The organism is Vibrio methylphosphonaticus, assembly GCF_023634655.1.
GTDB classification, from domain to species: Bacteria; Pseudomonadota; Gammaproteobacteria; order Enterobacterales; family Vibrionaceae; genus Vibrio; species Vibrio methylphosphonaticus.
In genome coordinates this window covers 31,610-57,989 of record NZ_JAMKMS010000004.1, presented here as the reverse complement: position 1 = coordinate 57,989, position 26,380 = coordinate 31,610, and the positions used below count along the sequence as shown (strand labels likewise).

The window sequence follows — 26,380 nt, the reverse complement described above, 5'->3', positions numbered from 1 at the left end:
CAACTTCACTAGCGACTTTAATAGTAACAAGGACCCGCAGCACTCATGGAATTGAAACCGCTCTATCTAAAAATAAATCAAGTTTGGCGTATTTTCGCCACCGGGTTTTGCTTTAGTGTATTTGGCTTCGGCGGGCTCATTCTTAGTTTTATTCTCATCCCAATTATCAGTCGAGTCACATCTGAACCCGCGATCAGGGAATACCGTGTTCAGGCGCTCATTCAACGCTCATTCCACCTTTTTTGCCGCTTGATGAAACAGACCGGTGCGATAGATTACAAGATAACGGGAGCTGAACATCTGCAGCAAGATCGTAATTGCTTAATTGTCGCCAACCACCCAAGTCTAATTGACTATGTGTTAATTGCCTCGCAACTCAAACAATGTGATTGCTTAGTAAAAAGTGCTATTTGGCGTAATCCTTTCATGAAGCATATTGTCCGCGCGGCTGGCTATATCCCCAATGAAGCACCTGATGATGTCATGTCGATATGTGAGCAACGTTTTGACCAAGGAAACGTATTGCTGGTGTTTCCTGAGGGTACCCGTACCACGCCCGGTATAGAGTCAAAATTGCAGCGAGGTGCCGCACAAATTGCCATTAGAACGCAGCGTGATTTACGCGTGGTACACATCTCAGTAAGTCCGAGTTTTTTAACCAAAGAAAAAATGTGGTACCAAGTCCCAAAAATCAAACCCTTTTTCCATATCGAAATAAAGGGTAAGATTGAGGTAGAACCGTTTATCGCACAAACGAACTCCCCCACTTTAGCCGCAAGAAAACTGAACCGTTATTTGGCTGAAGCGATATTTCCAAAAATGAACAACGATGAGTAAGATCCTGTGGAAGCACTACAAAATCAGATAAAACAACTAATTATTGATGCCTTAAACTTAGAAGACATCACTATCGACGATATCGAAACTGACGCTCCACTCTTTGGCGACGGGTTAGGGCTAGACTCTATTGATGCGTTAGAGCTTGGTCTTGCGATTAAGAAAACCTTCAATATCGTCATTGATGCCGATGATACCAATACCCGAGAGCACTTTGCGTCTGTCGCAAACCTAGCCAACTATATTTCATCTCAGACTAGCCACTAATTAACAGATATCATCATGACAGAATTAAACCAACAGCAAGTATTTGAGCAAGTAAAGCAGGCTCTCGTTGAACTCTTTGAGGTTGATGAGGCAGATGTTCAGCCTGAAGCTCACCTATACCAAGACCTCGATCTCGACAGTATTGACGCGGTTGATCTGGTGGTACACCTACAAAAAGTGACCGGTAAAAAAATTAAACCTGAAGAGTTTAAGGCTGTTCGTACCGTCAATGACGTGGTGGTATCTGTGACTGAGCTATTAAAAGATAACTAATGCGCCCATTGCTGACCATACTGTCCGCAATCGTTATTTTTGCGTACCCTTTCGCCGTCTACTTCGGCGCAGAACAATTTGGTCTGCAAGCCATTAGTATGATTCTTATCACTGTCTTTGTGATAAGAATCGTCTCTAGCAATAATACCAAGCTTAAAGAGTTCAAACAGCTCGCTTGGATTAGCGGTCTCACTGGTATCACTTTGAGTGTGCTTGGCGCGATATTCAAACAGCACGGATGGCTGACTTTCTACCCTGTTGTCGTCAACCTTTGCATGCTCACTGTTTTTGCACTGAGCCTCACTCAACCACAATCGATCATTGAACGTTTTGCTCGTCTGCAACAACCCACCTTGCCCGATAGCGCGATCCGCTATACTCGTAATGTCACCAAGGTGTGGTGCGGTTTTTTTATTATCAATGCTAGTATCGCCTTATACACCTGCTTTCAAACACTTGAAGTTTGGACGCTCTATAACGGCTTACTGAGCTACCTTGCCGCGGGTTGTCTATTTGCTGGCGAGTGGATCATTAGACAGTTTGTTCGCGAGGATTAATCTACTATGTCGTCCCACCTTCAAGCGAACATCGCTTCAACCCAACTTCAGTCGCTTGCACACCTATTGAATGCAACACACGACAAACATCACGTCGTCGCATTCGATGGCACGCATCAATGGACATGGCAGCAACTGCAGCGTGATGTCACTGCCACCCTACAACGAATTTCCACCTTTCCAGCTCAGCGCATTGCCTTATGCACACAAGATAGCTATCGCTTTGCTGTCGGGTTGCTCGCTATCTGTCATAGTGGAAAATCTCTGATCTTACCGGGGAATTACCAACCAGCTGCACTTGCTGAGCTGGCTTGCCAATTTGATCTCTTGCTGCATGACGACGGTGTTGAGCCGATCGCAGGCCGTCCCTGTCACTCCATTGGCGTGAACAGTCAGCAAGACTCAATCAAGACCTTTGCTATTCTTGATCTCAATGCGACCAAGGTGGTGCTATTTACCTCCGGCTCGAGTGGCACGCCAAAAGCAATCAGCAAAACCTTGCAGCTTCTGAATACCGAAATTGCCATCTTAGAGTCGGTTTGGGGAACCGATTTAAAAAACTGTATGATTGAAAGTACCGTCTCTCATCAACATATTTATGGCTTACTATTTCGTGTGCTTTGGCCTTTGTGCAGCGGACGAGCCTTTGCCTGCCAAAACCTTGAATACCCAGAACAGGTCATGAGCCATGCGTCCGAAAACTGCGTGTTAATTAGCAGCCCAGCATTACTCAAACGGCTTTCTACACAAACATCTTTGGCAACCTATCGCGCGCTATTCTCTTCCGGTGGACCTTTGCCATATCAAGCTGCGCAACAGGCTCACTCCCTTTTTTCTCACTTACCAATTGAAGTCTATGGCAGTACTGAAACAGGGGGAATTGCGTTTAAGCAGCAGCACACTGCAGATGAATATTGGCGACTGTTTCCCGGAGTCAAGGCCGAACTCAACCAAGAAGGCTGCCTGCGATTAAAGTCCCCACATATTGATCCTGAAAGTTGGTATCAGACAGCAGACGCCTGTGTCTTGCATAGTGATGGACGATTTGAACTAAAGGGACGTACAGATCGTATTATTAAGATCGAAGAAAAGCGAATTTCATTGGTCGAAATAGAGAAGCGCTTGGATCAACTCGACTGGATTTGTGAAAGTGCGGTATTCTCTGCTCAAAGTGAACAACGATTATCCCTGAATGCCGCTATCGTGTTGTCACAAGCTGGGCAATGTAAACTTGAAAGCATAGGTAAAGGCAAATTTTGGCTTCAGCTGCGTTCTGAACTAAGACAATGGATAGAACCTATTGCCATTCCACGTCGCTTTAGAGTGGTTCAAGATATCCCTCTAAATAGCCAAGGAAAACGGCAGCTCTCGGAGTTAGAGTCGTTATTTAGTGAAACGCACTCGCCTACCCCGAACGCATAGACCCTTTACATTCACGCGACTGATACCGACACGACAATGACAAAAAGAAAACCGACCGTTTTACAATCTGATGTACAATCGCCTTGTGCGACGCTAAGCCTGCAAGTTGATGAGGATATTCTTGACTTTTGCGGTCACTTTGCTGACTTCCCCTTGCTACCCGGCGTGACTCAAATAGACTGGGCGCTCTACTATGCTGTCGAGCTGCTCAAGGTACCCAGCGCATTCAAAGGGATGGAAGTGATCAAATTTCAAGAGCCTATATTACCTGATGCCATTATCACACTGTCACTACATTGGAATGACGAGACGCAAAAGCTAGCATTCAAATACAGCTCAGTGTCAGGCGACGACGGCATCGTCCACTCCTCAGGAAAAATGAAGCTAGGCACACCTTGTGACTAACACGCTAAAAAGAGAACCCACAGACCTCATGAGTGATAGCGAATCAGCCAACGGTGGCTACAATCCCTGCTTTCTTATCCCCTGTTTCAATCATGGTGATACCATAGCGGATGTCATTCACTCACTGACGGAGTTTGGTTACCCTGTTTTATTAGTTGATGACGGCAGTAATCTGACAACAAAAGAGATATTGGCCCAAGTCGCCAAACAACAACATGTGACGCTTATTACCCTTGAAACCAATCAAGGTAAGGGTGGCGCGGTGATGGCCGGCATTCGTCAAGCAAAGGTTCTTGGTTTTACCCACACCATTCAAATTGACTCAGACGGTCAACATGATCTTGAATCACTACCTTCTCTGATCAACGCCTCTCAAGCCCAACCGAATGCGCTTATTTCGGGCAAACCTGTCTATGACAGCAGCGTGCCAAAATCTCGCCTTTACGGTCGTTATGTCACTCACTTTTGGGTGTGGGTCGAAACTCTGTCATTTGATATCAAAGATAGCATGTGTGGGTTTAGATCTTACCCTGTTATACAAACCGTCAACGTACTTGATAAGGTTCGCATTGGCCGCCGAATGGATTTCGATATTGAAATTTTGGTTCGCATGTATTGGGAAGGCTGCGACATTCAATTTATCGACACTCGCGTCATGTACCCAGAAGGTGGCATTTCTCACTTCGATGCGCTTTGGGACAACGTCAAAATCAGTAAGATGCACACTAAACTATTTTTCGGTATGTTGCCGAGAATACCTAAACTGGTTGCTCGTCATTTTAAACCGTCTAAACCCGTTACAAGCCCACCTCTTGGCGAATGCGACACACCCGCCACCGCGACGCATTGGTCAACACAGAAAGAACGCGGTACGGTATTGGGTATCAATACGTTGTTATGGATCTACAAGGTGTTAGGGCGACGAGCATTTAACCTCATCTTGCCACTTGTGATTGGTTATTATCATTTAACGAATCAGCGCGCTCGTCATGCATCCGAGCAGTACCTACAGCAATTAACCGACTATGCCGACAGTCGCGGTCTTGCTTTGCCAAGCAATCTCACTAGCCAGCAGCATTTGTTGTCTTTTGGCCATACGATGTTAGATAAACTTGCGGCATGGAAAGGTGATTTTTCACTCGACAACCTAACTATTCACGGCCAAGAGCAATTTCAACCGCTCATTGATAACAAGCAAGGCGTGCTGTTACTGGGCTCGCACCTTGGTAATATAGAGCTGTGTCGGGCACTCAGTCGTCGCTATAGCCATATTAAAATCAATGCACTGGTATTTACTGAACACGCCGAACGCTTTAATGCTGTGATGAAAGCCGTGAACCCGAACTCAGAGCTCAATCTTATTCAGGTCAGCCATATGGGCCCTGACACCGCTATCTTGTTGCAGCAAAAAATCGAACAAGGGGAATGGGTGGTGATTGTTGGCGATCGCACTTCCACCAGCAAAGAACAGCGTTGTGTTTGGGCTGATTTTCTCGATAAACCCGCGCCATTCCCTCAAGGGCCATTTATGCTGGCATCAGTACTTAAAGCACCGGTTTATCTCATGTTTGGTCTTCGCGATGATAACCAAGCAAACCCTCATTTTAATGTCTATTTTGAGCACTTTAGTGACAAAATAGCCTTACCACGCAATACACGGCAAGCCGCATTGGAGAACGTAGTACAACGTTACGCGGCACGCTTGGAGCACTACGCTATGCTAGCGCCGCTGCAGTGGTATAACTTTTTCAACTTTTGGACGTTAAGTAAAGATCATGACGAAGAACACTAATATTACTTTTGGTGCTGAGCACCTCTCCATTGAAGATGTGGTCGCCATTTCGGCTGGCGCATCCGCAAGCATGAATCGTTCTCCGGACTACGTCGCCAAAATAGATAGAAGCGTAGCGTTTCTAGAGCGTTTATTGAAAGAAGAAGGCGTGATTTACGGCGTGACGACCGGTTATGGAGATTCATGTACCGTCGCTATTCCGCCGCACCTTGTTGATGAGTTACCTCTGCACCTAACACGATTCCATGGTTGTGGGTTGGGTGACAACCTGAGCCACGAACAATCACGCGCCGTTTTAGCAACACGTTTGTGTTCGCTTTCTCAAGGCATGTCTGGCGTCTCCCATGATCTATTAAATCAAATCACCACACTGATCAATCACGATATCGCACCAAGAATCCCGCAAGAAGGATCGGTTGGTGCCAGTGGCGATCTCACGCCGCTTTCCTACCTAGCAGCCGCTCTTATTGGTGAGCGTGAAGTGCTGTATAAAGGTGAAATTCGCCCAACAGAAGAAGTATTCAAAGCACTAGACATCAAGCCCATCACGCTTAAGCCAAAAGAGGGACTAGCGTTAATGAACGGCACCTCAGTCATGACGGCGCTGGCGTGTTTAGCTTTTAAACGAGCAGAATATCTGGCTCAATTGTGCACAAAGATCACCGCTATGGTCTCAGTCGGCATTCATGGTAATGATTTCCATTTTGATGAAGCATTGTTTGCCGTTAAACCCCATCCAGGTCAACAACAAATTGCGGCATGGCTGCGTGATGATCTACAAGCCGAACGACCACCTCGTAACAGTGATCGCTTACAAGACCGATATTCACTTCGCTGTGCGCCTCATGTTATTGGCGTGGTTCAAGACTCGTTGCCATGGCTACGTCAGTTGATCGAAAACGAGCTTAACAGTGCTAACGACAACCCTATTATTGATGGCGATAACGAGCGTGTTTTGCACGGTGGTCACTTCTATGGCGGTCATATTGCAATGGCAATGGACACCCTAAAAACTGGCGTCGCCAATCTCGCTGATCTACTGGATCGCCAAATGGCGCAATTGATGGACTACAAGTTTAATAATGGTTTGCCGTATAACCTGACGGGTGCAGAAGGTGACCGTAAGCCAATCAACCACGGCTTTAAAGCGGTGCAAATCGGTATTTCAGCGTGGACAGCAGAAGCATTAAAACACACCATGCCTGCGAGTGTATTTTCGCGCTCTACCGAATGCCATAACCAAGACAAAGTCAGCATGGGCACGATTGCCGCGCGTGACTGTTTACGTGTCTTGGAACTGACTGAGCAAGTTGCTGCAGCCTCGTTACTCGCAGGAACACAAGCGATTGAGCTTAGAAAACGACATAATGAGCTCGATGAACATCACATGAGTGACAACCTGAAAGCGATTCGCGATTCCATATTAAGTGAATTCGAAATGGTGATTGAAGATCGTCCATTAGAAGCTGATTTACGTCACTTTATGACGCGCATTCAACAGCGTCATTGGTCGCTGTATTAAGTACTAGGTATTAAGTACTAGGCATTAAGTGCCCCGATATTAAGTACCACGGATTAACCGTTAGGAAACGTTATGACTGACATCGCACATCCGCTCACGGCTGAGGTTTCACTCGTGACCTCTTTTCAGGACGCCGACCCTATGGGCGTCATCTATCACGGCAACTTCTTTCGATTCTTCGAAGAAGCGCGTCGAGTATTGATGAGCAAAATTAGTTATGATTATCGCGCCATGCAAGCCTCTGGGTTTGCTTGGCCAATCATTGATACCCGCGTGAAATACGTCAAAGCCATTCCGTTTAATCATGAAATTCGCGTCACGGCTCAGCTCACTGAGTGGGAGAATCGCCTGCGGGTCGACTATGTGATTTACGATGCGAGCAACGGCACTCGAATGTGTAAAGCCCACACAACTCAAGTCGCGGTCGCAATTGAATCCGAGGAGATGTGTTTTGCCTCCCCTCGCGTGTTTATCGAAAAAGTCGAACATTGGCATCAACATGGACACTTAGCTCATGACGAATAATCTTCCAGTAATTGGTCGCCTGCACGCTAGAACAACATGGCGTCATCTTACCGTTGCGCTACTTATGCTGTTATCTCCCTTATCATGGGCGCAAGTGAATAGCCTAGCTGACTTACAACAGCAACTGGCAAAGCACGATCTAGTGCGAGGCGACTTTCAGCAGCAGCGCCATATTGCGATGTTTGATCAGCCTCTTAGTTCATCAGGGCAGTTCACACTGGACAAAGCTAATGGGCTTTTATGGCATCAACAAGTGCCATTCTCTGTCCAGTTGGTGTTAACAAAAGACAAACTACGTCAAACCTTTGCCGATCAGCCCGCACAGGTAGTCACGGCAAAAGACAACCCTATGGCATTTTATTTTAGCCATATATTTCTCGCGGTATTTCATGGTGATACCCAAGAGTTGGAGCAGCAGTTTGACATGCAGCTTAGCGCGTCCCAAGGCCAATGGTCCTTGGTTTTAACACCTATTGCAGCGCCACTCAACGCGGTGTTTGACAACATCACCATTAGCGGAAAAGACGATCTTGAACGCTTAACTCTACAAGAAATTCGTGGCGACAAAACTGACATTACGTTTAGTCATCAACGCTATCAACCAAAGAGCCTAACGGATGCCGAACAAGCCCAGTTCCAATTCTAGCCAAATGACTAGTCACCGCTTTAACAAAACTCGTTCACATCAGCTGGCCGCATTATGGTTAGGAGTTGTGGCACTTGCGACGCTTTTGCTTATTAAACAATGGGGCTTCAGTGCGGTTTCCCCTATTGAAACCGATATTCTTAAGTTACTGCCGGTCAACAAGCAAAACCCTATTGCAGAAAGTGCATTTGATAAAGTCACCACGAGTATGAGTGACAAAGTGGTCTTTGTGCTCTCGGCTGATACCACTAATAAAGAGCAGGAGACGGACACTAATAAAGACAGCGATAGTTCCGCGCTGTATCAGGCCGCTCAGACCTTTACCAGTCAACTCAAAAACAGCGGCTACTTCGCTACTATCACCGCTGAAATTGATGCCAAGCAGCAACAACAATGGGCTCAATATTATTTCCAGCATCGTTGGCAACAATTAACACCAGCGCAGCGAACGAGACTTGAGAATAATCCAAGTGCACAAACACAGCGCGTTATCCAATCGGTATATAACCCCTTTGCAGGTGTGACGGGTCAAGAACTCGCTAATGATCCCTTTTTACTGTTTCGTGACTACCTAAGTCAAATTAGTCATTCTTCGTCTTCATTTGGGTTAACAAACGGCTATTTAACTACCCAATATCAAGACAAGACCTACTTGCTTATTACTGCTGAAATCAATGATTCACCCTATAGCATACATGCACAACAAGCCGTGCCACTTATTGAACAGTGGCAGCAAAACCTGACCCAACACTATCAAGTGGAGGTGGCACATACAGGGGTGTTGTTTTACGCCGACTTTGGTACACGAAGTGCCAAATCTGAAATCAGCACTATCGGCGTGTTCTCATTATTGGGGGTGGTACTGCTCATCGCCGTGGTTTTTCGCAGCTTAACCCCGCTCGCGCTCGCCTTACTTTCGGTCTCAGTAGGCTTACTGGTTGCCATGGCAGTCACAACATTCGCATTCGGCCGTGTCCATTTATTTAGTTTGGTATTTGGGGCGAGTCTAATTGGCGTGTCGATTGACTACGCCTTTCACTTTCTCACCGACCGACTCGCGGCGGGCAATAAATGGGATAGTCTGAAAGGGCTCAAACACATTTTCATTGCAATCACATTGGGGTTAATGACCAGCTTAATCGGTTATTTAGGGCTCTTTATCGCTCCTTTCCCAGGCTTGCAGCAATTAGCATTATTTTCTGCCATAGGGCTCATCTCTGCGTATGCGACTGTCGTCGCGTGGTACCCTATTTTAGCGCGTTCACCAAGTAAGCCACGTCGATTACCCGGTCAAAATCTGAGTCAACTATGGCTTGCCACATGGCAAAGCCGGTTCGTATCTTGGGGCTTACCAAGTGGTATTCTACTGCTCAGTTTACTTGCCATTACTCACGTACGTTACAACGATGATATCCATCAGCTACAAGCCATGCCAGCTGGACTAAAACAGCAAGAAACCCTTATTGCCACCTTAACGGGCATGCAATCGTCTCAACAGATGTTAGTCGTGACCGCCGACGACAACGAAGCGCTATTGCAATCGTTAGAGTCATTAGAATCACAACTCAACCGCTGGCAAGACACGCAAATAATCAGTGGCTACCAAAGCCTACACCGCTACCTGCCGTCCCAACAAAGACAGGTGGAAGACTTCGCGCTCATCCAGTCATTATATCTTGACCAGGGAGAGGCATTAGCCAAGGCGTTGCACCTTGCTAGCATGCCCAACATCGCCGAGCAACCTACCCTTATCACCTTACCGGACTACCTTCAGCACCCCGTCTCTGAACCATTGCGTTTTCTTTACCTTGGTGAAATTGAAGGACAGGTCGCTTCGGTCATTCTGCTCAAGGATATAAGCGACAACGCTGTCGTCAAAGCTCTTGCTGAGCAAGAGCCACAAATTACTTATCTTAATAAAGCCGAAGAAGTGTCAGAACTGTTTGGTCAATATCGCATTAAAATCATGGAGCTTCTTGCGTTAGCTACCTTCGCCATTGCCGTAATATTAGTATGGCGATATGGCGTTACACGAGCTATTCGAATCTTACTCCCATCACTCATCGCTTGCCTAGCAGGCCTCGCCGTCACAGCGGCGACAGGTAGCGAGTTGAACCTATTTAATTTGCTCGCATTGGTATTAATCATCGGTATCGGTATTGACTACACGCTATTTTTTGCCGAGCAGCAACGCTGCCACAGCACCTTGCTCGCCATTACGCTATCGGCGATAACCACGCTATTGTCCTTCGGGTTATTATCACTTAGCGATACGCATGCCATTCACAGCTTTGGTATCACCGTTCTTACTGGTATTTTCATTGCTTGGTTGCTCTCCCCACTTGCGATTGACCTAGTCCAAAATGAAAATAAGGATTCGCAATAATGTCGCTAAAAGCAATGATAAACACTGGTACTACTTACGTGACGCCATTAGGAAGACAGTTTGTAAAATATTTAATCACGCTGTTGTTCTTGAGCAACGTTGCCGGTTGCGCACTAAAACCGCAAACTGTATCGACACAAGTACAGTTAAAACCTGGAACCACCGTTGCGTTACCCTCCCCTGCCGAACTTGGGTATCAACTCTCTGCTAGTCAGCTAATTAACGCCACCTGGCAGAGCGAAAAGGGCAGCGAATCCTCGCAGCTACCCGTCCAATTGCAAGTTGATGAAGAAAAGGTCGTTTTGGCGGGTTTCTCGTCTTGGGGCACACGCATCATGTCACTGACTTACCAAAACAATGACATTAAAGCCAACGTGTTGAACGGACTAGAAAATACCCTACCCGAACCACAACAGATTTTATTTAATTTGATGATAACGCTCTGGCCGAAAAATGCTTGGGAAGCCCCACTAAATGCGATAAAGTGGCGTATCATAGACACCGAAGGTCAACGTCAAATTATTGACGACACAGGCACTCCCGTTATCATTATTCGTTACGATCATAACGAACCATTACAGGGTAAAATTCATTTTGACCATCAGCAATTAGGGTACTCAATCGTAATCCAAACGCTCAATTTTAAACTCAACGACAAATAATACGCAGGCATGAAGCAAACCAATTCCCCAACACCAATATTTATCCATGCGTGCGGCTTTCACTCCGCATTAGGTGACACGCCTGCAAGCATTCAACAATGTTTGTCATTGCGTGATTGTTCACACATGGACCATGCCGAAGGGCTACTTAATACCGGCGGAGCGACGGTAGTGGGTCGAGTTATCGAGGATCTCCCTAGCCTGCCCTCACATTTGACCCAGTATGACTCAAGAAACAATCGTCTCGCCCTTTCAGCGATGCAGCAAATCGAAGCCAAGGTACAAGAAGCCATCACTCAGTACGGGGCAGATCGAGTGGCTGTCATCGTAGGCACCAGCACCTCAGGTATTTCTGATGGCGAATCGGCGTACACCGCGAAATTAGCGAGTGGCGAATTCCCATCTCACTTCCATTACAGCAAGCAAGAATTAGGGAACTGCAGCGACTTTATCGCCCAGTATTTTGATATCAGCGGCCCCTGCTACTCTATTTCTACTGCATGTTCATCAAGCGGTCGTGTATTTCTTAGTGCTAAGCGATTACTAAAATCCGGACTGGTTGACGCCGTCATCGTTGGAGGAGTAGATACGCTTTGTGCCTTAACCCTCAATGGCTTCAATAGCTTAGAAGCGCTATCAAGTCGCTTATGCCGCCCTTTTGATGAAGATCGTAATGGTATCAATATCGGCGAATCTGCCGCCTTTATGCTGTTATCTACAACGCCTAGCCCCGCTTCCAAGGCACATATTGCCTTATTAGGTGTCGGTGACAGTTCAGACGCACACCACATTTCAGCGCCTCACCCTGAGGGTAATGGCGCGGAACAAGCCATGCAAAAAGCGCTTATCGATGCACACTTATCTGCAGAAGACATCGGTTATATCAATGCACATGGCACCGCGACACCGTTAAATGATCGTATGGAAAGTAAAGCCATCGCCCGTGTATTTGGGCAATCGGTTCCAGTTAGTTCAACTAAGCCCTTGACCGGACATACGCTAGGGGCCGCCAGTGCCACTGAAGCCGCCATTGCTTGGTATATACTGAACTATGATTTGCTATTACCTAAACAACATTGCCAAAACAAAGCCAGTGACATCGAGATCACTTTAGTCGAAACCGACATCAAGCTTAATGGTGGTGCGATATTGAGTAACTCTTTCGCGTTTGGTGGCAATAATATCAGCTTAATTTTTGGAGTATGGAATGACTAGCTTTCCAACCATTGATCAGCTACTTCCCCACGATGACCCGATGATCTTAGTCGATCGTGTCATCGATATTCAAAGTGAAACCGTTCACTGCCAAGTCGATATTGGCGATCACCATCTGTTCTTCGACGCAGAAACGCAATCAATGCCCGCCTATGTCGGTATCGAATTCATGGCACAGTCCGTTGCTGCATGGTCTGGGTATCACGCCAAACAAAAAGGCGAAGCGCCACCTGTTGGGTTCCTATTGGGGAGTCGCCGATATCAAGTAGAATATGACACATTCAAGCAAGGTCAGACACTTGATATCCATGCAGAAAAAGTAATTGAAGATAGTGGCATGGCGGTATTTTCAGCCCGCCTAGAATTGAAGGGAGACACCATCGCCTCCTGCCAACTCAATGTGTATGTGCCGTCAGAACAAAAATTAGAAGAAATGAAAAATAGGAACTCTCAATGAGCCGACAAGTTTTAGTCACTGGTGCCAGTAAAGGCATCGGCAAAGCGATTGCTATCCAACTCGCTGGCGATGGCTTCACCATTGCTGTGCATTACATGGGTGATAAACAAGGTGCTTTGAACACTCTTGAAACCATCGAAGAAAATGGTGGTAGCGGGCGATTAATTCAGTTTGATATCAGTAATCGTCAACAATGTCGTGAGCGCTTAGAAGCCGATATTGAGCAGCATGGCGCCTACTACGGTGTCGTTAATAATGCTGGCGTCACAAAAGACACCGCGTTCCCTGCAATGACAGAAGAAGAGTGGGATGGCGTCATTCACACCAATTTAGACAGCTTTTACAATGTCCTTCACCCGTGTGTGATGCCAATGGTGCAAAAACGCAAAGGGGGACGAATTGTCACACTCGCTTCCGTTTCCGGCATCATGGGTAACCGCGGACAAACCAATTACAGTGCAGCAAAGGCTGGCGTCATTGGCGCAACGAAATCACTCGCACTTGAGCTCGCGAAACGTAAAATCACTGTCAACTGTGTGGCTCCTGGCCTAATTGATACAGGTATGGTTGATGAACATGTCAAAGAGCACGCCATGCCACAAATCCCACTTCGTCGCATGGGCGAGCCGGAAGAAGTTGCAGGACTGGTTAGCTACCTAATGTCAGATATCGCTTCTTATGTCACCCGACAAGTTATTTCCGTTAACGGAGGTCTAGTATGAACCGTCGTGTTGTCGTCACCGGTATGTCGGGTGTTACCGCTTTTGGTAACGACTGGGCGTCGGTTGAGCCAAAACTTCGTGCCTGTGAAAATGCGACGCAATATATGCCTTCATACGAGCAATATGATGGGCTAAATACCAAATTAGCCGCACCGATTGATCACTTCGAATTGCCTAAGCACTACAAACGTAAGCAAGTGCGAGGCATGGGCCGCGTTTCCAAACTGGCGACCGTTGCCACGGAAAATGCCCTAATTCAATCCGGTCTTCTTGGTCAGGATGTACTCACCAATGGACAAACCGGTATCGCCTACGGTTCTTCAACCGGCAGTACCGATGCAATTGGCGCTTTTGGGGTCATGCTTAACGAAAAAAGTACCCGTGCGATTACCGCAACGACTTATGTACAAATGATGCCGCACACCACAGCCGTTAACGTGGGGCTATTTTTTGGACTTAAAGGACGGGTTATTCCCACCAGCAGCGCATGTACCTCTGGTAGCCAAGCGATTGGTTACGCCTATGAAGCGGTAAAACACGGTTATCAAACCGTCATGGTTGCTGGCGGTGGTGAAGAGCTTTGTCCAACTGAATCCGCTGTTTTTGACACCTTGTTTGCCACAAGCCTAAAAAATGACGCGCCAAAAACCACCCCTAGCCCTTATGATTCAAACCGCGATGGTCTGGTCATTGGTGAAGGTGCTGGCACGTTAGTGTTAGAAGAGTACGAACATGCTGTCGCTCGTGGCGCAACCATTTATGCAGAAATTATTGGCTTTGCCAGTAACTGTGATGCCGCCCATGTGACTCAGCCGCAAATGGAAACCATGCAAATATGCATGGAAATGGCGCTGCAAAATGCCAACCTATCACCAGAAAAAATTGATTACGTCTCCGCCCATGGAACCGCAACCGAACGCGGCGACATTGCTGAAAGTAATGCGACGGCGAACGTCTTTGGCGAAGTGCCAATTAGCTCTCTTAAGAGTTATTTTGGTCACACGCTAGGTGCCTGTGGTGCTATTGAAGCGTGGTTAAGTTTGGAAATGATGCACAGCGGCTGGTTCAACCCAACCCTAAATCTAACATCACTTGATGAACAGTGCGGTCGACTAGACTACATTACCGGCTCTGGCCGTGAACTGGATGCTAAGTACCTAATGAGCAATAACTTCGCATTTGGTGGCATTAATACTTCTCTTATTTTTAAGAAAATTTAACGTTTGGCTTCTTGCTAATCAAACCAATCTTACTATCCATACTGGTTTACTATCCATACTGGCAACCCATTGCCAGTATGGATAGATTATCTTCCCACTCTAAAGCCCAAGAGCCGATTATTTCTTCCCTTGGCAATGGCTAAGCAACCCTCGCGAGTTCAACCATCGAAATCCTTAGAAAAAGTCGGCACGCATCGTGTCGTTGAGGTGGCGCTAGTCATCCTCCCCACATTTTTCACAGTCATCGTATGTGCGTTCGCCCTCACTGATCACAACATAGTCTTTCACGCAACGATCGCAAAGCGCAAGTGTTGGGTAGGTGTGGTTGTTACCCTCAACGGTATAGTGCTTTCTCATATTCTTTTGCACTCTCATCTTCAGTGGTGGATTTGTTGAAAATTATACAAGCTTCGATCCTGTTATGACTAGCTAGCTAGATACTTAAAAGGGCTGTTAAATTACGAGCGGAATATTAAACTCGTTAGCAACGCCATCGAGATAGAATAGATAACATCAGCATGACACATTTCGTCACCTAAACTTGCTCAAATTACCGCCCTAAAACATGTTGCTGTATTAGGGCGGTATTCCAACACCGCCTTAACTTCTACGACGGATTAAGCTGCGCTTTCAGTACCTTCTCTAATTCTGGGTATGGCAGATAACCTGGGATAATTTGATCATTAATCACTAACGCAGGCGTGCCACGTAAGCCTAAATCACTGAAAAACTGTTGGTTACGCTCCAACAATTCATCAGACACCTTTGACTGAACAAGCTGGCTTTGAGTACCGGTTTTCTCGGCTATCGCTTTCATGGTGCGTTCACTATGCATTCTAGGGTTTGCCACCAATAGGTCATGCACTTGTTGATAACTGTCTGGCATGTTTCGCCACACATTCAACGCGTAACTTGCGGTATTGTATTCAAGCGGGCCATTATATTCCTTAAGTGGCGTATAAATATTCACCACTTTAATTTGTGGGTACGCTTTGGCCAATTTTTCCAGTTCACGATCCAGCTTTTTACAGTAAGGGCAGTTGTAATCCGTCACGTTGATGATCGTCAATTGCGGATCGTCCATGGCACCAAACGCGCTATGGGCGGCGCTATTCACATGAGGTTGATAGCGCTGTAATGTTGTCACTATTCCTTGCTGTTGTGCAATAAATGCCATGAGACTCTGATGCAAGTTATCCACTACTTCTGGATTTTCCTGCAGCATTTGAGTGATCTCTTCAATCTTGGTGTTGGTCTCGTTCGCCACTGTAGCGGCGAGGCTTGGGGCATTCACTACAGCAAGCAGAGCTAAGGTCACGAAAGGCTTGATTGTCTTCATGACGGTGTATTTTGTATTTTCGATTGCGTTATTCATCATTAGTTATCCATTTAAATATCGTGACATCGTCACGACATGTAGAGACTCAATCTTGATCGTTATTTAAAGCATGACCAAACGAGCAAATAAGCCCATTGGTGTCGTCACACCTGTCGTTGTTGATGCTATTTTTCCATCTTTAATAATCACAATGGTGGGCGTTGCCGTAATTCCCCACTCACGCATTCGTTGCCCTTTGGGATCATTAATGTTCGAAAAGTGTTTATCTTGCCCGGCCATAAAGTGACTCACTCGAGCATCTGACCCCGACATGGTCGACACGCCGACCACGCTATAAGGACCATCAAACCAATCAATAGTTGGCGTGACAAACTTACATGCCGGGCACCACGTTGCCCAAAAATAAACAATAACTGGCGCCTGTTTACTCTGTTCGACGACATCAATCCACTGACCATCTAGCGTCTCACCACTTAATGCTGGTAAGTCTATTTGAGGCATATCACGAGTGCGATAATGGTCAACAGCTATCGTCACTAACACCATAACAACGGCTATCGTCCCCCACTCGCGCACATGCCGACGCCAACCTTTGACTGATGCCTTATCCGATTTTTTACGTGACCACATTACGGTTCACCTTGCGCTTTAGAAATCGCATTGAGCACACCGTCATCGGTGAGAATGACAGGCAAAGGGATGCCTTCAGGGGCATTGGGGCCAAACACAATGTTAAAAGGCACACCGTATCGACCATAAAAACGAAGAAAGGCAGTGACGTCGTCACTTGGCGTGGTCCAGTCCCCCTTCATCGCAACCACATCAGCTTGTTGCAAAGTGTCATAAACCGGAGGTTGAAGAATGACCCCAATTTTATTGGCTTTACAGGTAATGCACCAATCGGCCGTCACGTCGACAAAAACCGTGTTCCCTGCTGCCACTTCATCGGCAATCCGCGTGGTGGACAGCGCCACCCAGTCAGGTTCAGGAGGCAATGGTGTTGCCCAGCGGTCGGCAGTCATACTGCCAATCATTAGCCCGCCCGCCAGCGCCATAATGCTCACACCACCGAGCAATAACGCAGGTTTATCGCCATAACAGGCTTTAACGCGCAAAAATAACCATACCAGCGCCGCCAATGCCAATACTCCAACCCAAAATGGCGGTAGGTGATGGCTTAGCAAAGACATTAGCCAAGTCGACGTCAACAACATCATCGAACCGAATACGATTTTCACTCGATTCATCCACGCTCCTGGCTTAGGTAACCACGACACCAAACTGGGAAACAGCGCGATAAGAATCCACGGCAACGCCATCCCTAAACCAAGAGCGGTAAAGATTGCGAACGTGGCACCAGTGCTAGTCGCAAGTGCAAACGCCACTGCTGTACCTAAAAATGGTGCAGAACACGGGGTGGCCAGCAGTGTGGCAAACATACCTTGCACGAAATGACCGATATAAGAGTTATCGCCTTTTGTTGCCATCCAAGTGTTCATTGAACTCGGTAACCGAAGCTCAAATAACCCCAGCATATTGGCACCAAACAAGCCGGTAATCAGCACCATAAAGGCAATAAAGCCACCGCTTTGAAATTGGATCCCCCAGCCAATGCTCGACCCCGACCATTTCAACGCAGTGATAAACAAGGCCAGTAGCAAAAATGACGTAACGATTCCCATTGATGAAGCAACAAACTGAGCACGTACTTGCTTTTTCTCAGACGTTGCCGCAGAGATAACATGACTCAATTTCATCCCTAACACCGGGAACACACAAGGCATAATGTTGAGTATCAAGCCGCCCAGTAATGCAAAACCAAGCATCGATACCATTGACGCAGAAGATAAAGAATTCGAGGTATCATTATCGGTAATAACACCACTCTTTACCGTCACAGCCTGCTCCGCCAACAAGTTTTCATCGATCATGGTAATTAAAATCGAACGCGATTCTAAATCCGGGTCCCCTAACCAACTCGTCACCTTAAACGTCGCGACGGCTTTTTCGCCTTCGACATGAATCGTGGGCGATAAAAATGAATAATCTTCAACGGCTTCATCGAGGCTATCAATTAACAGATCCGGTTGATTCCAACTTCTTGAGTTCATCACCGTCACCTGTAACGCTTGGCGAGATGCATCCCAAACCGCCTCAATGTCATCGATCAGCGGTGAGCTTTTCGGGACTAAGCTCATCGCTTGCGCATATTGATACATAGCGGTATCTGACACTGTCAATTCACTAGGCGTGAACGTCAGATCTATTGGGAAGTCGGTTAATACACACACGGTTGTACAACTGGAAATCGTTGCCGTCGCAGACAACCTCACTGGTGTATCAAGATCGTTCACTTCAATATGAAGAGGAAAAGTCACATCATGCTTGTAGCCTAGCGTCTCTAAACCTAAGAGCTCAAAACGATGAGGATAAGGCCACTCCCAGTTTATCGCTTTAACGTTACTCGATGCCTGCCAATCCATTGACGGGGCAATCCCCCCTTCTCCGGGAGAGCGCCAATACGTTTTCCAGTCACCGGATAAACGAACTTCTAAAAAGCCTTCAACGGTTCTAGTTTGCTCATCAACTTGCCCGGTCAGTACTACTCGCGTTTCAACATGGGAATGGAAATCATTGGTGAGCCACCCTGTTTCGGCGACGGCTTGCTGATGTACCTGCGACTTGGCCTCGATATCATGACTGACTAAGGTTTGGACTACAGGCAAAGAAGAGGAATTGGCTAATGCCAAAGGACTGAGTACTAATGTACTCAAAAACCAAAGACCAAACACAAATGACGCCAGTAGTTGCGCTACTGAACGTGGGTATTCGTTTCGTTTTTTCATTAATGTTCCTAAAATAAAATGACAACGTGTCGGGCGTAGTTAACAACCCAATACGGAAATGTTTGTTTATTTTTGGAATCGCTATTCTTGAAAAGTGCAGTGCCGGAGGTGGATCCGATAACGACTAAAAATAGGCTCGGTAAAAGGGGTAAACGGGATTCGCTGAACACGGTAAACACCCAGAGCGAGAACCATTACAACAAGAGTAATCAGCCAAAGGCTATCAAGATCAAAGATATGGAAAGTCAGTAACTGGCTAGATAGGTGACACTCTTCATTCGCTTGCTGATCGCCAGTTTGTCTCGACGAGGTTGTATCCGTTAACTGTGCGCTATCCGGTGACAAACCACTCAGGGAACGCGCGTGCAGCGTAGTGTTCATATTTTTCTGAAGGTGAGCAGGCGCCGTTCCAACCGTGGATACGCCACTCATACCCGTCGGCAACGAACACACTTTCAAAACACCACTATTTTGCATCAAACACACAAACAGCACCCAAACCGTTAAGGTCAAAGCGAATTTTGCTTTTTTGTGTAATGACTTCTCTCGAAAATCAGAGAAAAAACGTTGCGTCAAAATGGTTTCTTTACCGTCTATTCAATGCCAAAACATGACCAATATTAGCGACGATTACTCATTACTTACGAGCATTCACTCGCTACGATCGCCATTAGCTGCAAACACTGATAGCAACGCATTGTCCCTGAAAGACCGGCAAGCTAACAGCATTCGGCAAACAGTGTAGAGAACCTCAACCCGTAACTCTAGTGAATTTTTCGCCTTTTTGTATTTGCTAACAATATACAAGAAGGGATTTCACTGCACTCCGGTACCCAGTGCCGATCGTTACCTTTACGTTCAATATATCGATAATGCTCCTCTAGAAAATAAGGCGAACTCATTGCTGTTCGCCTTATAACATCGATACTAGAACGCGTAGATGGCGTTAAAACCGCCGCCATTGTCACTAACACTTCCTAGAGCCAAATCATCGACCACGTTGCGTTTAAACTCAGCGGTCACCATCATTTTCGGGCTGTAATGGTAGGTCAAACCTAACGCATAAACCTGTCTATCTCCCGTCACACCTGCTTCGGAGTCATCAAAATCTAAGTTAGAATAATAAGCATAAGGACGAAGGCCGATATCAAACATGTAGTGAGCATAAACATCAATACCGTTCGCATCCGCATACTCTAAATCAGAATGTCCAAGTAAACCGGCTTTGTGTACCTTAGTGCCTTGGGTGTACATGGCCGCCACTTTTAGTGGACCTTGAGCGTACTGAGCACCTGCTGAAATCGCGTCTTGAGTGTCGCCATCCTTTAGATTCATGACTGGCGCATTATTGTCTACATACACCTTGTTTTGTAAGTACGTCGCACCAAGACTCACACCCGAGTCGAAGTCGTAACTTGCTGCGGCTGCAACGTTATAATCACGGTCAATGTCCGAGGTTTCGCTGCTACTGCCAAATCCATAATGCGCAGAAAGGTTCAGCCCACCCAACGTATTACGATACGCCACAAGATTATCACCACGTCCTGTTGCTAAGAAGCCACCATCACGGCCATCACTGTAAATTGGCGTCGCATCGGGATCGATGATGATCAAATTATCCATGTACTTGGCGACATCATGGTATGCCGACCACTGCTTACCAATACGGATGCTACCTAGTGACTCATTATTTAACGAGATATAACCAAGCCGATTACGAAAGTTATCACCATTATGACCAACGCCTGAAGACGGTGCGTTTAAAAAGTTATCCCACTCCAATTTCACGTCACTGGACCAGTTGTTACCTAAGTCTCTTTCAAACGCCAGATTAAATGTAGAACGGCTAGTATAAAAAATAGCATCCATATCCGAAGTAGGTTTAAAAATATCAACAACAAATGCACCGCCAATATCAAACTTATTAACATCATCTTCATAGACTGTATAAGCCGTAGCTTGAGAACTTACACAAAAAGCAGCAATAGCTGTCGCTAGAATATTTAGTTTCATTATTATTTTCCAAATTTCAAGTACAGGGGTACGTGCCCAATTTTTATTGAGCCACAGGAGAAAATATTTATTTCAAACAATACAAACGTAACGCTTCAAATTAATCATTGAATCGCTGAAGTATCCGTAAAAGTTTGTAAAGCTCTTTGTGCAGGCAGCACAAAGCACTAACGAGTGTTAGTCAGTAGGATGATCGTGAGTGAGTCGATAATCTTGGTTGTACCAAAATGATAACTGGAGACAATTACGCAAAACACAAAGCTCGATTGCAGATAGTAAGTGCGACATTTATTGTATCTTCATGTGAGTAAGTACGCCCAGTTTATATACAATTATCAATAACGCATAGTGATCGCTATCTTGATTCTCTGTCATAATCTCCAGCTTTAATCCATTTCAAGACAAGCATCACAATAATTACGATCACGTATATTGCCGCATACAACGCTAAATAAAATCCAAACCTTTTTTAATAAATTAAGAAATGCAATAACATTTTATAAATTAACACCGTAGTTAGATACTAATATACACTCGCATAGACTCTGTATAATTGACCGATGGTGAATACATTTAATACCCCTACCTCTGACATCAATATCTCTTCATCATCTAACGATTACTCGCAATAAAATGCCATTATGCGAACTTAGACCGTTTCATTTTACTCTGTCTTATTCGGACTAGGAAAAGACTAGCCAACGTTTCGGCTCAGGCTTTATTCATGGCAAAGAGTAAGAATGATTTCCAAGGATATTGTGAAGCATGCCCACCAATAATAGTTAAATTGACAGGCCTCTACGCTCTGCTAGGATAGAAAACATCATCCAATATATCAGATTGTTATGGATCTCAATCTTCTCTCTACGTTTAACGCCGTCTATCGACATCGCTCGATTACTTTAGCTTCTGAAGAACTGGGCCTGACGCAACCTGCCGTTAGCGCGGCGCTCAAAAGGCTGGAAGCCGTCGTTGGCAAAGCTCTATTCGTCCGGTCGGGAAGAGGTATCGCGCCGACGGGCGCAGCAGTCTCGCTTGCAGATAAGATAGAGACGCCCCTGGCCATTCTTGAAACCATCGAGAAGAAGCAAGAAATCACCAAAGTGTACTGCGCTGAAAGCCTAATGCACTTAGTTTGCGATTTACCCGGATTATCTTTTATTGAAGCACCATTAAGTGAATCGCAGATACTCGCGGATATAGATTCACAAAAAGTGCACTTAGCTATCGACTTTGCGACGAGTAAAAGCCAATCGCACATTGTAGAAGATATCTTCAACGAACCCGCCGTTTGCGTCTGTCGCAAGGATCATCCAGAGATAGGAGATAGCCTCTCTTATGAGCAGTATTTTGAAATGGGTCATATTGCGCTGAAAATACGCCGTAACCAAGTCAATATGATGGATTTTCTGGCCGAAAAGCCCATCACATCAAGAAATATCAAGGCAGAAACCGGTTCCGTTTCTAGTATGTTGTCACTCACGGCGACAACAAACCTTCTTGGTGCATCTACTCTATCTTTAGCCAACCACATGGCACCTATGCTTAATTTAAAGGTGTTTGATATCCCACTAGAGCTCCGAAATGTCCATTATCGTATGATCTATCACCGACGTTTTATCAATGATACTGATCACCAACACGTTCGAGATACGTTGCGCTCGGTTATTCAAAACAATCAATACCAATAATTGTGATGGCAATGCACCGATGGCTCATAGAGCGTACTTGGGTCGCACTAGTCAGATTCAGTTAACTCCCAATAAGGTGGGTTACCGTAGTATTCAGAGCAATAATCAATAAAGGCTCGCACCTTAGGCGCGAGCAATCTTGAACTTGGGTAAACCGCCCAAATCGCCGAGTTATCAATCAAGGCATACTCATCAAGCACTTGGACCAAGCTTCCGTCTCTTAGATGTTGATAGGCAATCCATGTAGCGCACATGGCAATACCCATCCCATCAACAGCTGCGTCTCTTACCGCTTCGCCGTGGTCGACCTTAATTTTCCCTTTCACTTTAACGTGCTGCACACCTTCCGGTGTATCAAATGTCCAAGACTCAAGGCCAGCATGATTGATACATGTATGCTGCTTAAGTTCAGATGGATGTGTCGGTGTACCATGCGTTGCAATGTAGTCAGGAGATGCACACATAATGCGCTTATCAGAGGCAAGCTTTTTAGCGATTAAGGTAGAATCTTTTAAGTCGGCATTACGAATAGCGACATCAAAGCCACCTTCGACTAAGTCCACCATTGAATCTGAAAGGCGAATATCGACTGAGAGTTCAGGATATTGAGCGAGAAAGCCTTTTAACGCAGGCATTAAATGCATTCGACCGAAGGATGCGGGGGCCGTGATCCTTACGGTTCCTTTCGGGCACACTTTTCCTGAACCTACCGTTGCTTGTGCAGCATCGACAGTGCTGATGATCTCTTCAGCATAAGGCAGTAGTGTTTCGCCCTCTTCAGTCAGTGAGACTTTACGGGTGGTTCTATGAATCAGCCTCGCACCAATACTTTCTTCCAGTTTATTGATATGCATACTGGCGACCGGTGCGGACAAACCTAATTCGTTACCTGCTTGGCTGATGTTATGTGTGGATGCAATACGCAAAAATAGCCGCAGGTGCTCAATATTCATTATAAAAATCCCCTATATTTCAATACGTTGTGCTGTCGTGACTGGTGCGTTAATGACTTCTTTCAACTTAAACCAAGCATAAACCCCAGCCAAGATGTTAGCAACGCTCGCCGCGTACACCACACTGAGAATGCCCCCTATTGATGCACCCACCCAAACTGCGGGCACATAGAATAGGAATAATCGAGCCATAGAAACTCTAAGTGCCTGACTTGGTTCACCAAGTGCATTCAATACCGATACCACCAACATGCATAACCCAAGAGGTGCGTAGCTAAACGGCATAACCCAGACCGCAACGATAAACCAGTTCTGTATGACCTCTTCATTGCTGATAAGAGGAATGAGCCAAGGAGACAACAACGCGAGTACCAATGCCATCACAAGGTGAAACAAGATCAGGAATTGACTCGCAGAAGACAACACCTGACCAATCTTACCTTGGCCATTCTCACCTAGGTAACGCCCAATCATTGGCGGGACTGACATAGTGAGAGCCAGCGTAAACACCAGTAAGAAGCTCTCTAATCGGGCTAACAAACTCCAAAACGCAATCGAGTCTGTACTGATTCTCGATATCAGCATCATACATATAAAAGCACTCACCGAAGGAAGCAACTGGTTCACGATCGTCGCCGCGCTCATTCGTGCTAACTCAGCAACAAAGCGTAAGGTAGAAAAACACGAGGAAAGAGCGTTTAACCAACCCCACCGCCGTGCTTTAATAAACATATAGACAGCACAACAAGCATAGCCAATCGTCGACGCTATCGCCGCACCAATAATCCCCATCTCCAACCCAAACATAAGAACGGGGTCTAAGATAAGATTGATGATGCTTGCCAGTAAAAACATGCGTCCGGTCGTTTTGGTGTCTCCATTGGCTCGAAATATACAGGTTAATAGATAAAGTACCGCCACCGACACAGCACTAAGTAGCCAAACAGGCCAATAACGATAGAAGATCTCGGCCAGAGTACTCAAATGTTGTTCGGTCACATCTGATGATATAAACACACTCAAAATCGGTGCTTTTAGTAACCAAAACCCGACGCACACAAGCGAGATAAAGCCCGTCCCCATCCATAGAGTGATGGTTGCCGTCGAGGTTGATTGTTCTCTATTTTTGGCGCCGCACGCTTGTGAGATAATCGAGGTTGCTGCGACGCCAATTCCTACTTGGACGCCAATGATCGCCGTCTGAAAAGGCAGAGTAATGCCATGCACCGCGAGCTCATCAAGCCCCAGCATGCCGATAAAAACCGAATCCACTAGTTGTACTAACATGATGGCAAACATTCCTACCGTTAGCGGCAGTGTTCGTTCCAGAATGAGCTTTAAAATTGGAGAGAATAAGGGCATGGCAATCTCAACATAGTCACCGCATTGAAGGGAGACGCTGTGACAACAAAAAGGCCTACACAATGCAGGCCTTTAAAGGTAATTGAGTAACGAATTAGAGGCTCACGACCACTTTACCCATTGCTTGACCGCTTGCCAGACGATCATGCGCTTTACCTGCTTCTTCAAGAGAAAACGCTTCGACATCAAGTACGGGTTTTAGAGCACCCGCTTCTACAATCTTAGCGAGCGCTTTTAAGATCTTACCGTGCTCTGCGCGACCCACGTTATAAATCATTGGTAGTAACATAAAGACAACGTGCAGTGACAGACCTTTCATGTGCGCCATCGTTAAGTCCTGTTCATGCATCGCAAGCGTTGTCGCAATTTGACCGTTAAGCTTCGCCGCTTCAATTGAGTTATTGAGGTTTGCGCCACCAACAGAATCGAGGATAACGTCAAAACCAGCCCCTGACGTGTACTTCTCCACATAGTCAGCCACTGACTCTGATTTAAAATCGATCGCCGTTGCACCTAATGCAGTGATTAAATCGGTTTGCTCACCAGCAGCGCCAGTCGCATAGACTTCAGTACCAAAATGACGAGCTAATTGGAGTGCCACATGGCCCACACCACCAGCACCACCATGTACGAGCACTTTCTGACCTGCAGTAATGCCAGCACGCGCTAAACCTTCGTATGCCGTAATACCCACTAACGGCAGTGCGGCAGCTTCACGCATCGAGAGATTGGTAGGTTTGTGTGCAATTAGGTCGATATCCGCGACCATGTACTCAGCCAAAGAACCTTGAAGTTCACCAAGACCGCCAGCACACCCATAGACTTCGTCGCCCACTGCATACTCGGTCACACCTGCACCGACAGCGTCGATGGTGCCAGCAAAATCCATTCCCAATACACCCGGCAATGGAGGGTGGAATGGCAAGGCTTCACCCATTTCACGAATCATCATATCAATAGTGTTAACACTTGACGCAGCAACCTTCACCAGCACATGCCCAGCTTTCACTTCTGGTTTTGCTAGCTCTGCTGATTCAAATACGTCTGTTACGCCGAATGTACGAATAACCGTTGCTTTCATGATGTTCAACCTCTGTCGTTGTGGTATCTGGTTTGTATGGAGCCAGTATAGACGCGGTTTAAAATTAGATAAGATGGCTGCGGATATAATCAGTTTTAAGATTTTATTAATAATAAAATGGTTAACTTTGCATTAGCATGGAATACCTAATACGTTTAAGTCGATGCTCTCACCCGACATCGCTCGC

Annotated in this window: 26 protein-coding genes; 17 read left to right on the top strand and 9 right to left on the bottom strand. The window is 46.1% G+C overall.

The features are described 5' to 3' along the window. Positions 1-45: 45 nt before the first annotated feature. The 16 genes from M9196_RS05845 to M9196_RS05770 all read left to right on the top strand — a co-directional run bounded on the left by M9196_RS05845 (position 46) and on the right by M9196_RS05770 (position 14,908). A complete protein-coding gene (locus tag M9196_RS05845) occupies positions 46-837 on the top strand; it encodes a lysophospholipid acyltransferase family protein (RefSeq protein ID WP_250616593.1) in 792 nt (263 codons plus the stop codon). 6 nt (positions 838-843) lie between these two features. Next, positions 844-1,104 carry a phosphopantetheine-binding protein gene (locus tag M9196_RS05840; RefSeq protein ID WP_250616592.1) on the top strand — a complete coding sequence of 87 codons (261 nt, stop codon included), beginning with the start codon at positions 844-846 and terminating at the stop codon, positions 1,102-1,104. A gap of 15 nt (positions 1,105-1,119) precedes the next feature. Next, positions 1,120-1,377 carry an acyl carrier protein gene (locus M9196_RS05835; RefSeq protein ID WP_250616591.1) on the top strand — a complete coding sequence of 86 codons (258 nt, stop codon included), beginning with the start codon at positions 1,120-1,122 and terminating at the stop codon, positions 1,375-1,377. Next, positions 1,377-1,934 carry a COG4648 family protein gene (locus M9196_RS05830; protein WP_250616590.1) on the top strand — a complete coding sequence of 186 codons (558 nt, stop codon included), beginning with the start codon at positions 1,377-1,379 and terminating at the stop codon, positions 1,932-1,934. The genes M9196_RS05835 and M9196_RS05830 overlap by 1 nt, the downstream gene beginning before the upstream one ends. Positions 1,935-1,940: 6 nt before the next feature. Then, positions 1,941-3,356: an AMP-binding protein gene (locus tag M9196_RS05825; protein WP_250616589.1), complete on the top strand. Its 1,416-nt coding sequence runs from the start codon at positions 1,941-1,943 to the stop codon at positions 3,354-3,356. Positions 3,357-3,392: 36 nt separating this feature from the next. Then, on the top strand, positions 3,393-3,761 hold the full coding sequence (locus M9196_RS05820) for an ApeI family dehydratase (RefSeq protein WP_250616588.1): 369 nt from the start codon (positions 3,393-3,395) through the stop codon (positions 3,759-3,761). A 28-nt stretch (positions 3,762-3,789) separates the two neighbouring features. Then, positions 3,790-5,553 (top strand): glycosyltransferase family 2 protein, encoded by a 1,764-nt coding sequence (locus M9196_RS05815; RefSeq protein ID WP_250616587.1) that lies wholly within the window; start codon positions 3,790-3,792, stop codon positions 5,551-5,553. Next, positions 5,537-7,075: an HAL/PAL/TAL family ammonia-lyase gene (locus M9196_RS05810; RefSeq protein WP_250616586.1), complete on the top strand. Its 1,539-nt coding sequence runs from the start codon at positions 5,537-5,539 to the stop codon at positions 7,073-7,075. The genes M9196_RS05815 and M9196_RS05810 overlap by 17 nt, the downstream gene beginning before the upstream one ends. A 72-nt stretch (positions 7,076-7,147) precedes the next feature. Next, entirely contained in the window at positions 7,148-7,600 is a 453-nt protein-coding gene (locus M9196_RS05805) for an acyl-CoA thioesterase (RefSeq protein ID WP_250616585.1), read from the top strand. Between the two features lie 64 nt (positions 7,601-7,664). Continuing rightward, positions 7,665-8,246, top strand: a complete 582-nt coding sequence (locus M9196_RS05800; protein WP_250616818.1) for an outer membrane lipoprotein carrier protein LolA — start codon at positions 7,665-7,667, stop codon at positions 8,244-8,246. A gap of 4 nt (positions 8,247-8,250) precedes the next feature. After that, complete coding sequence (locus tag M9196_RS05795) at positions 8,251-10,632, top strand: MMPL family transporter (RefSeq protein ID WP_250616817.1); 2,382 nt, start codon at positions 8,251-8,253, stop codon at positions 10,630-10,632. A gap of 14 nt (positions 10,633-10,646) precedes the next feature. After that, positions 10,647-11,294 (top strand): DUF3261 domain-containing protein, encoded by a 648-nt coding sequence (locus tag M9196_RS05790; RefSeq protein WP_250616816.1) that lies wholly within the window; start codon positions 10,647-10,649, stop codon positions 11,292-11,294. Positions 11,295-11,303: 9 nt separating this feature from the next. Next, a complete protein-coding gene (locus M9196_RS05785; RefSeq protein ID WP_250616584.1) occupies positions 11,304-12,509 on the top strand; it encodes a beta-ketoacyl-[acyl-carrier-protein] synthase family protein in 1,206 nt (401 codons plus the stop codon). Beyond that, positions 12,502-12,966, top strand: coding sequence for a hotdog family protein (locus M9196_RS05780; RefSeq protein WP_250616583.1), 465 nt, complete (start codon positions 12,502-12,504; stop codon positions 12,964-12,966). The genes M9196_RS05785 and M9196_RS05780 overlap by 8 nt, the downstream gene beginning before the upstream one ends. Further along, positions 12,963-13,688, top strand: coding sequence for a 3-ketoacyl-ACP reductase FabG2 (locus M9196_RS05775; protein ID WP_250616582.1), 726 nt, complete (start codon positions 12,963-12,965; stop codon positions 13,686-13,688). Before M9196_RS05780 ends, M9196_RS05775 begins: the two co-directional genes overlap by 4 nt. Continuing rightward, positions 13,685-14,908 (top strand): beta-ketoacyl-ACP synthase, encoded by a 1,224-nt coding sequence (locus M9196_RS05770; RefSeq protein ID WP_250616581.1) that lies wholly within the window; start codon positions 13,685-13,687, stop codon positions 14,906-14,908. Before M9196_RS05775 ends, M9196_RS05770 begins: the two co-directional genes overlap by 4 nt. 213 nt (positions 14,909-15,121) lie before the next feature. Here M9196_RS05770 and M9196_RS05765 read toward each other — a convergent pair whose 3' ends face one another. From M9196_RS05765 to M9196_RS05740, 6 genes are all read right to left on the bottom strand, one after another. Next, the gene (locus M9196_RS05765; protein ID WP_250616830.1) at positions 15,122-15,277 is read right to left on the bottom strand and encodes a hypothetical protein; all 156 of its coding nucleotides are present in this window, start codon (positions 15,275-15,277) and stop codon (positions 15,122-15,124) included. Between the two features lie 238 nt (positions 15,278-15,515). Beyond that, the gene (locus M9196_RS05760; protein WP_250616580.1) at positions 15,516-16,286 is read right to left on the bottom strand and encodes a DsbA family protein; all 771 of its coding nucleotides are present in this window, start codon (positions 16,284-16,286) and stop codon (positions 15,516-15,518) included. 63 nt (positions 16,287-16,349) lie between these two features. After that, the gene (locus tag M9196_RS05755; RefSeq protein WP_250616579.1) at positions 16,350-16,877 is read right to left on the bottom strand and encodes a protein disulfide oxidoreductase; all 528 of its coding nucleotides are present in this window, start codon (positions 16,875-16,877) and stop codon (positions 16,350-16,352) included. Continuing rightward, entirely contained in the window at positions 16,877-19,093 is a 2,217-nt protein-coding gene (locus M9196_RS05750) for a protein-disulfide reductase DsbD family protein (RefSeq protein ID WP_250616578.1), read from the bottom strand. The genes M9196_RS05755 and M9196_RS05750 overlap by 1 nt, the downstream gene beginning before the upstream one ends. 81 nt (positions 19,094-19,174) lie before the next feature. Then, on the bottom strand, positions 19,175-19,669 hold the full coding sequence (locus M9196_RS05745; protein ID WP_250616577.1) for a hypothetical protein: 495 nt from the start codon (positions 19,667-19,669) through the stop codon (positions 19,175-19,177). Between the two features lie 351 nt (positions 19,670-20,020). Continuing rightward, a complete protein-coding gene (locus tag M9196_RS05740) occupies positions 20,021-21,106 on the bottom strand; it encodes a porin (protein ID WP_250616576.1) in 1,086 nt (361 codons plus the stop codon). 845 nt (positions 21,107-21,951) lie between these two features. Between M9196_RS05740 and M9196_RS05735 the strand changes: the two genes are divergently transcribed. Further along, on the top strand, positions 21,952-22,797 hold the full coding sequence (locus M9196_RS05735; protein ID WP_250616575.1) for a LysR family transcriptional regulator: 846 nt from the start codon (positions 21,952-21,954) through the stop codon (positions 22,795-22,797). Between the two features lie 47 nt (positions 22,798-22,844). Here M9196_RS05735 and M9196_RS05730 read toward each other — a convergent pair whose 3' ends face one another. The 3 genes from M9196_RS05730 to M9196_RS05720 form a co-directional block, all read right to left on the bottom strand. After that, positions 22,845-23,750: a LysR family transcriptional regulator gene (locus tag M9196_RS05730; RefSeq protein ID WP_250616574.1), complete on the bottom strand. Its 906-nt coding sequence runs from the start codon at positions 23,748-23,750 to the stop codon at positions 22,845-22,847. 12 nt (positions 23,751-23,762) lie between these two features. Beyond that, positions 23,763-25,112, bottom strand: coding sequence for an MATE family efflux transporter (locus M9196_RS05725; RefSeq protein WP_284677108.1), 1,350 nt, complete (start codon positions 25,110-25,112; stop codon positions 23,763-23,765). A gap of 94 nt (positions 25,113-25,206) precedes the next feature. Then, positions 25,207-26,193: a zinc-dependent alcohol dehydrogenase family protein gene (locus tag M9196_RS05720; protein WP_250616572.1), complete on the bottom strand. Its 987-nt coding sequence runs from the start codon at positions 26,191-26,193 to the stop codon at positions 25,207-25,209. Between the last annotated feature and the right edge of the window lie 187 nt (positions 26,194-26,380).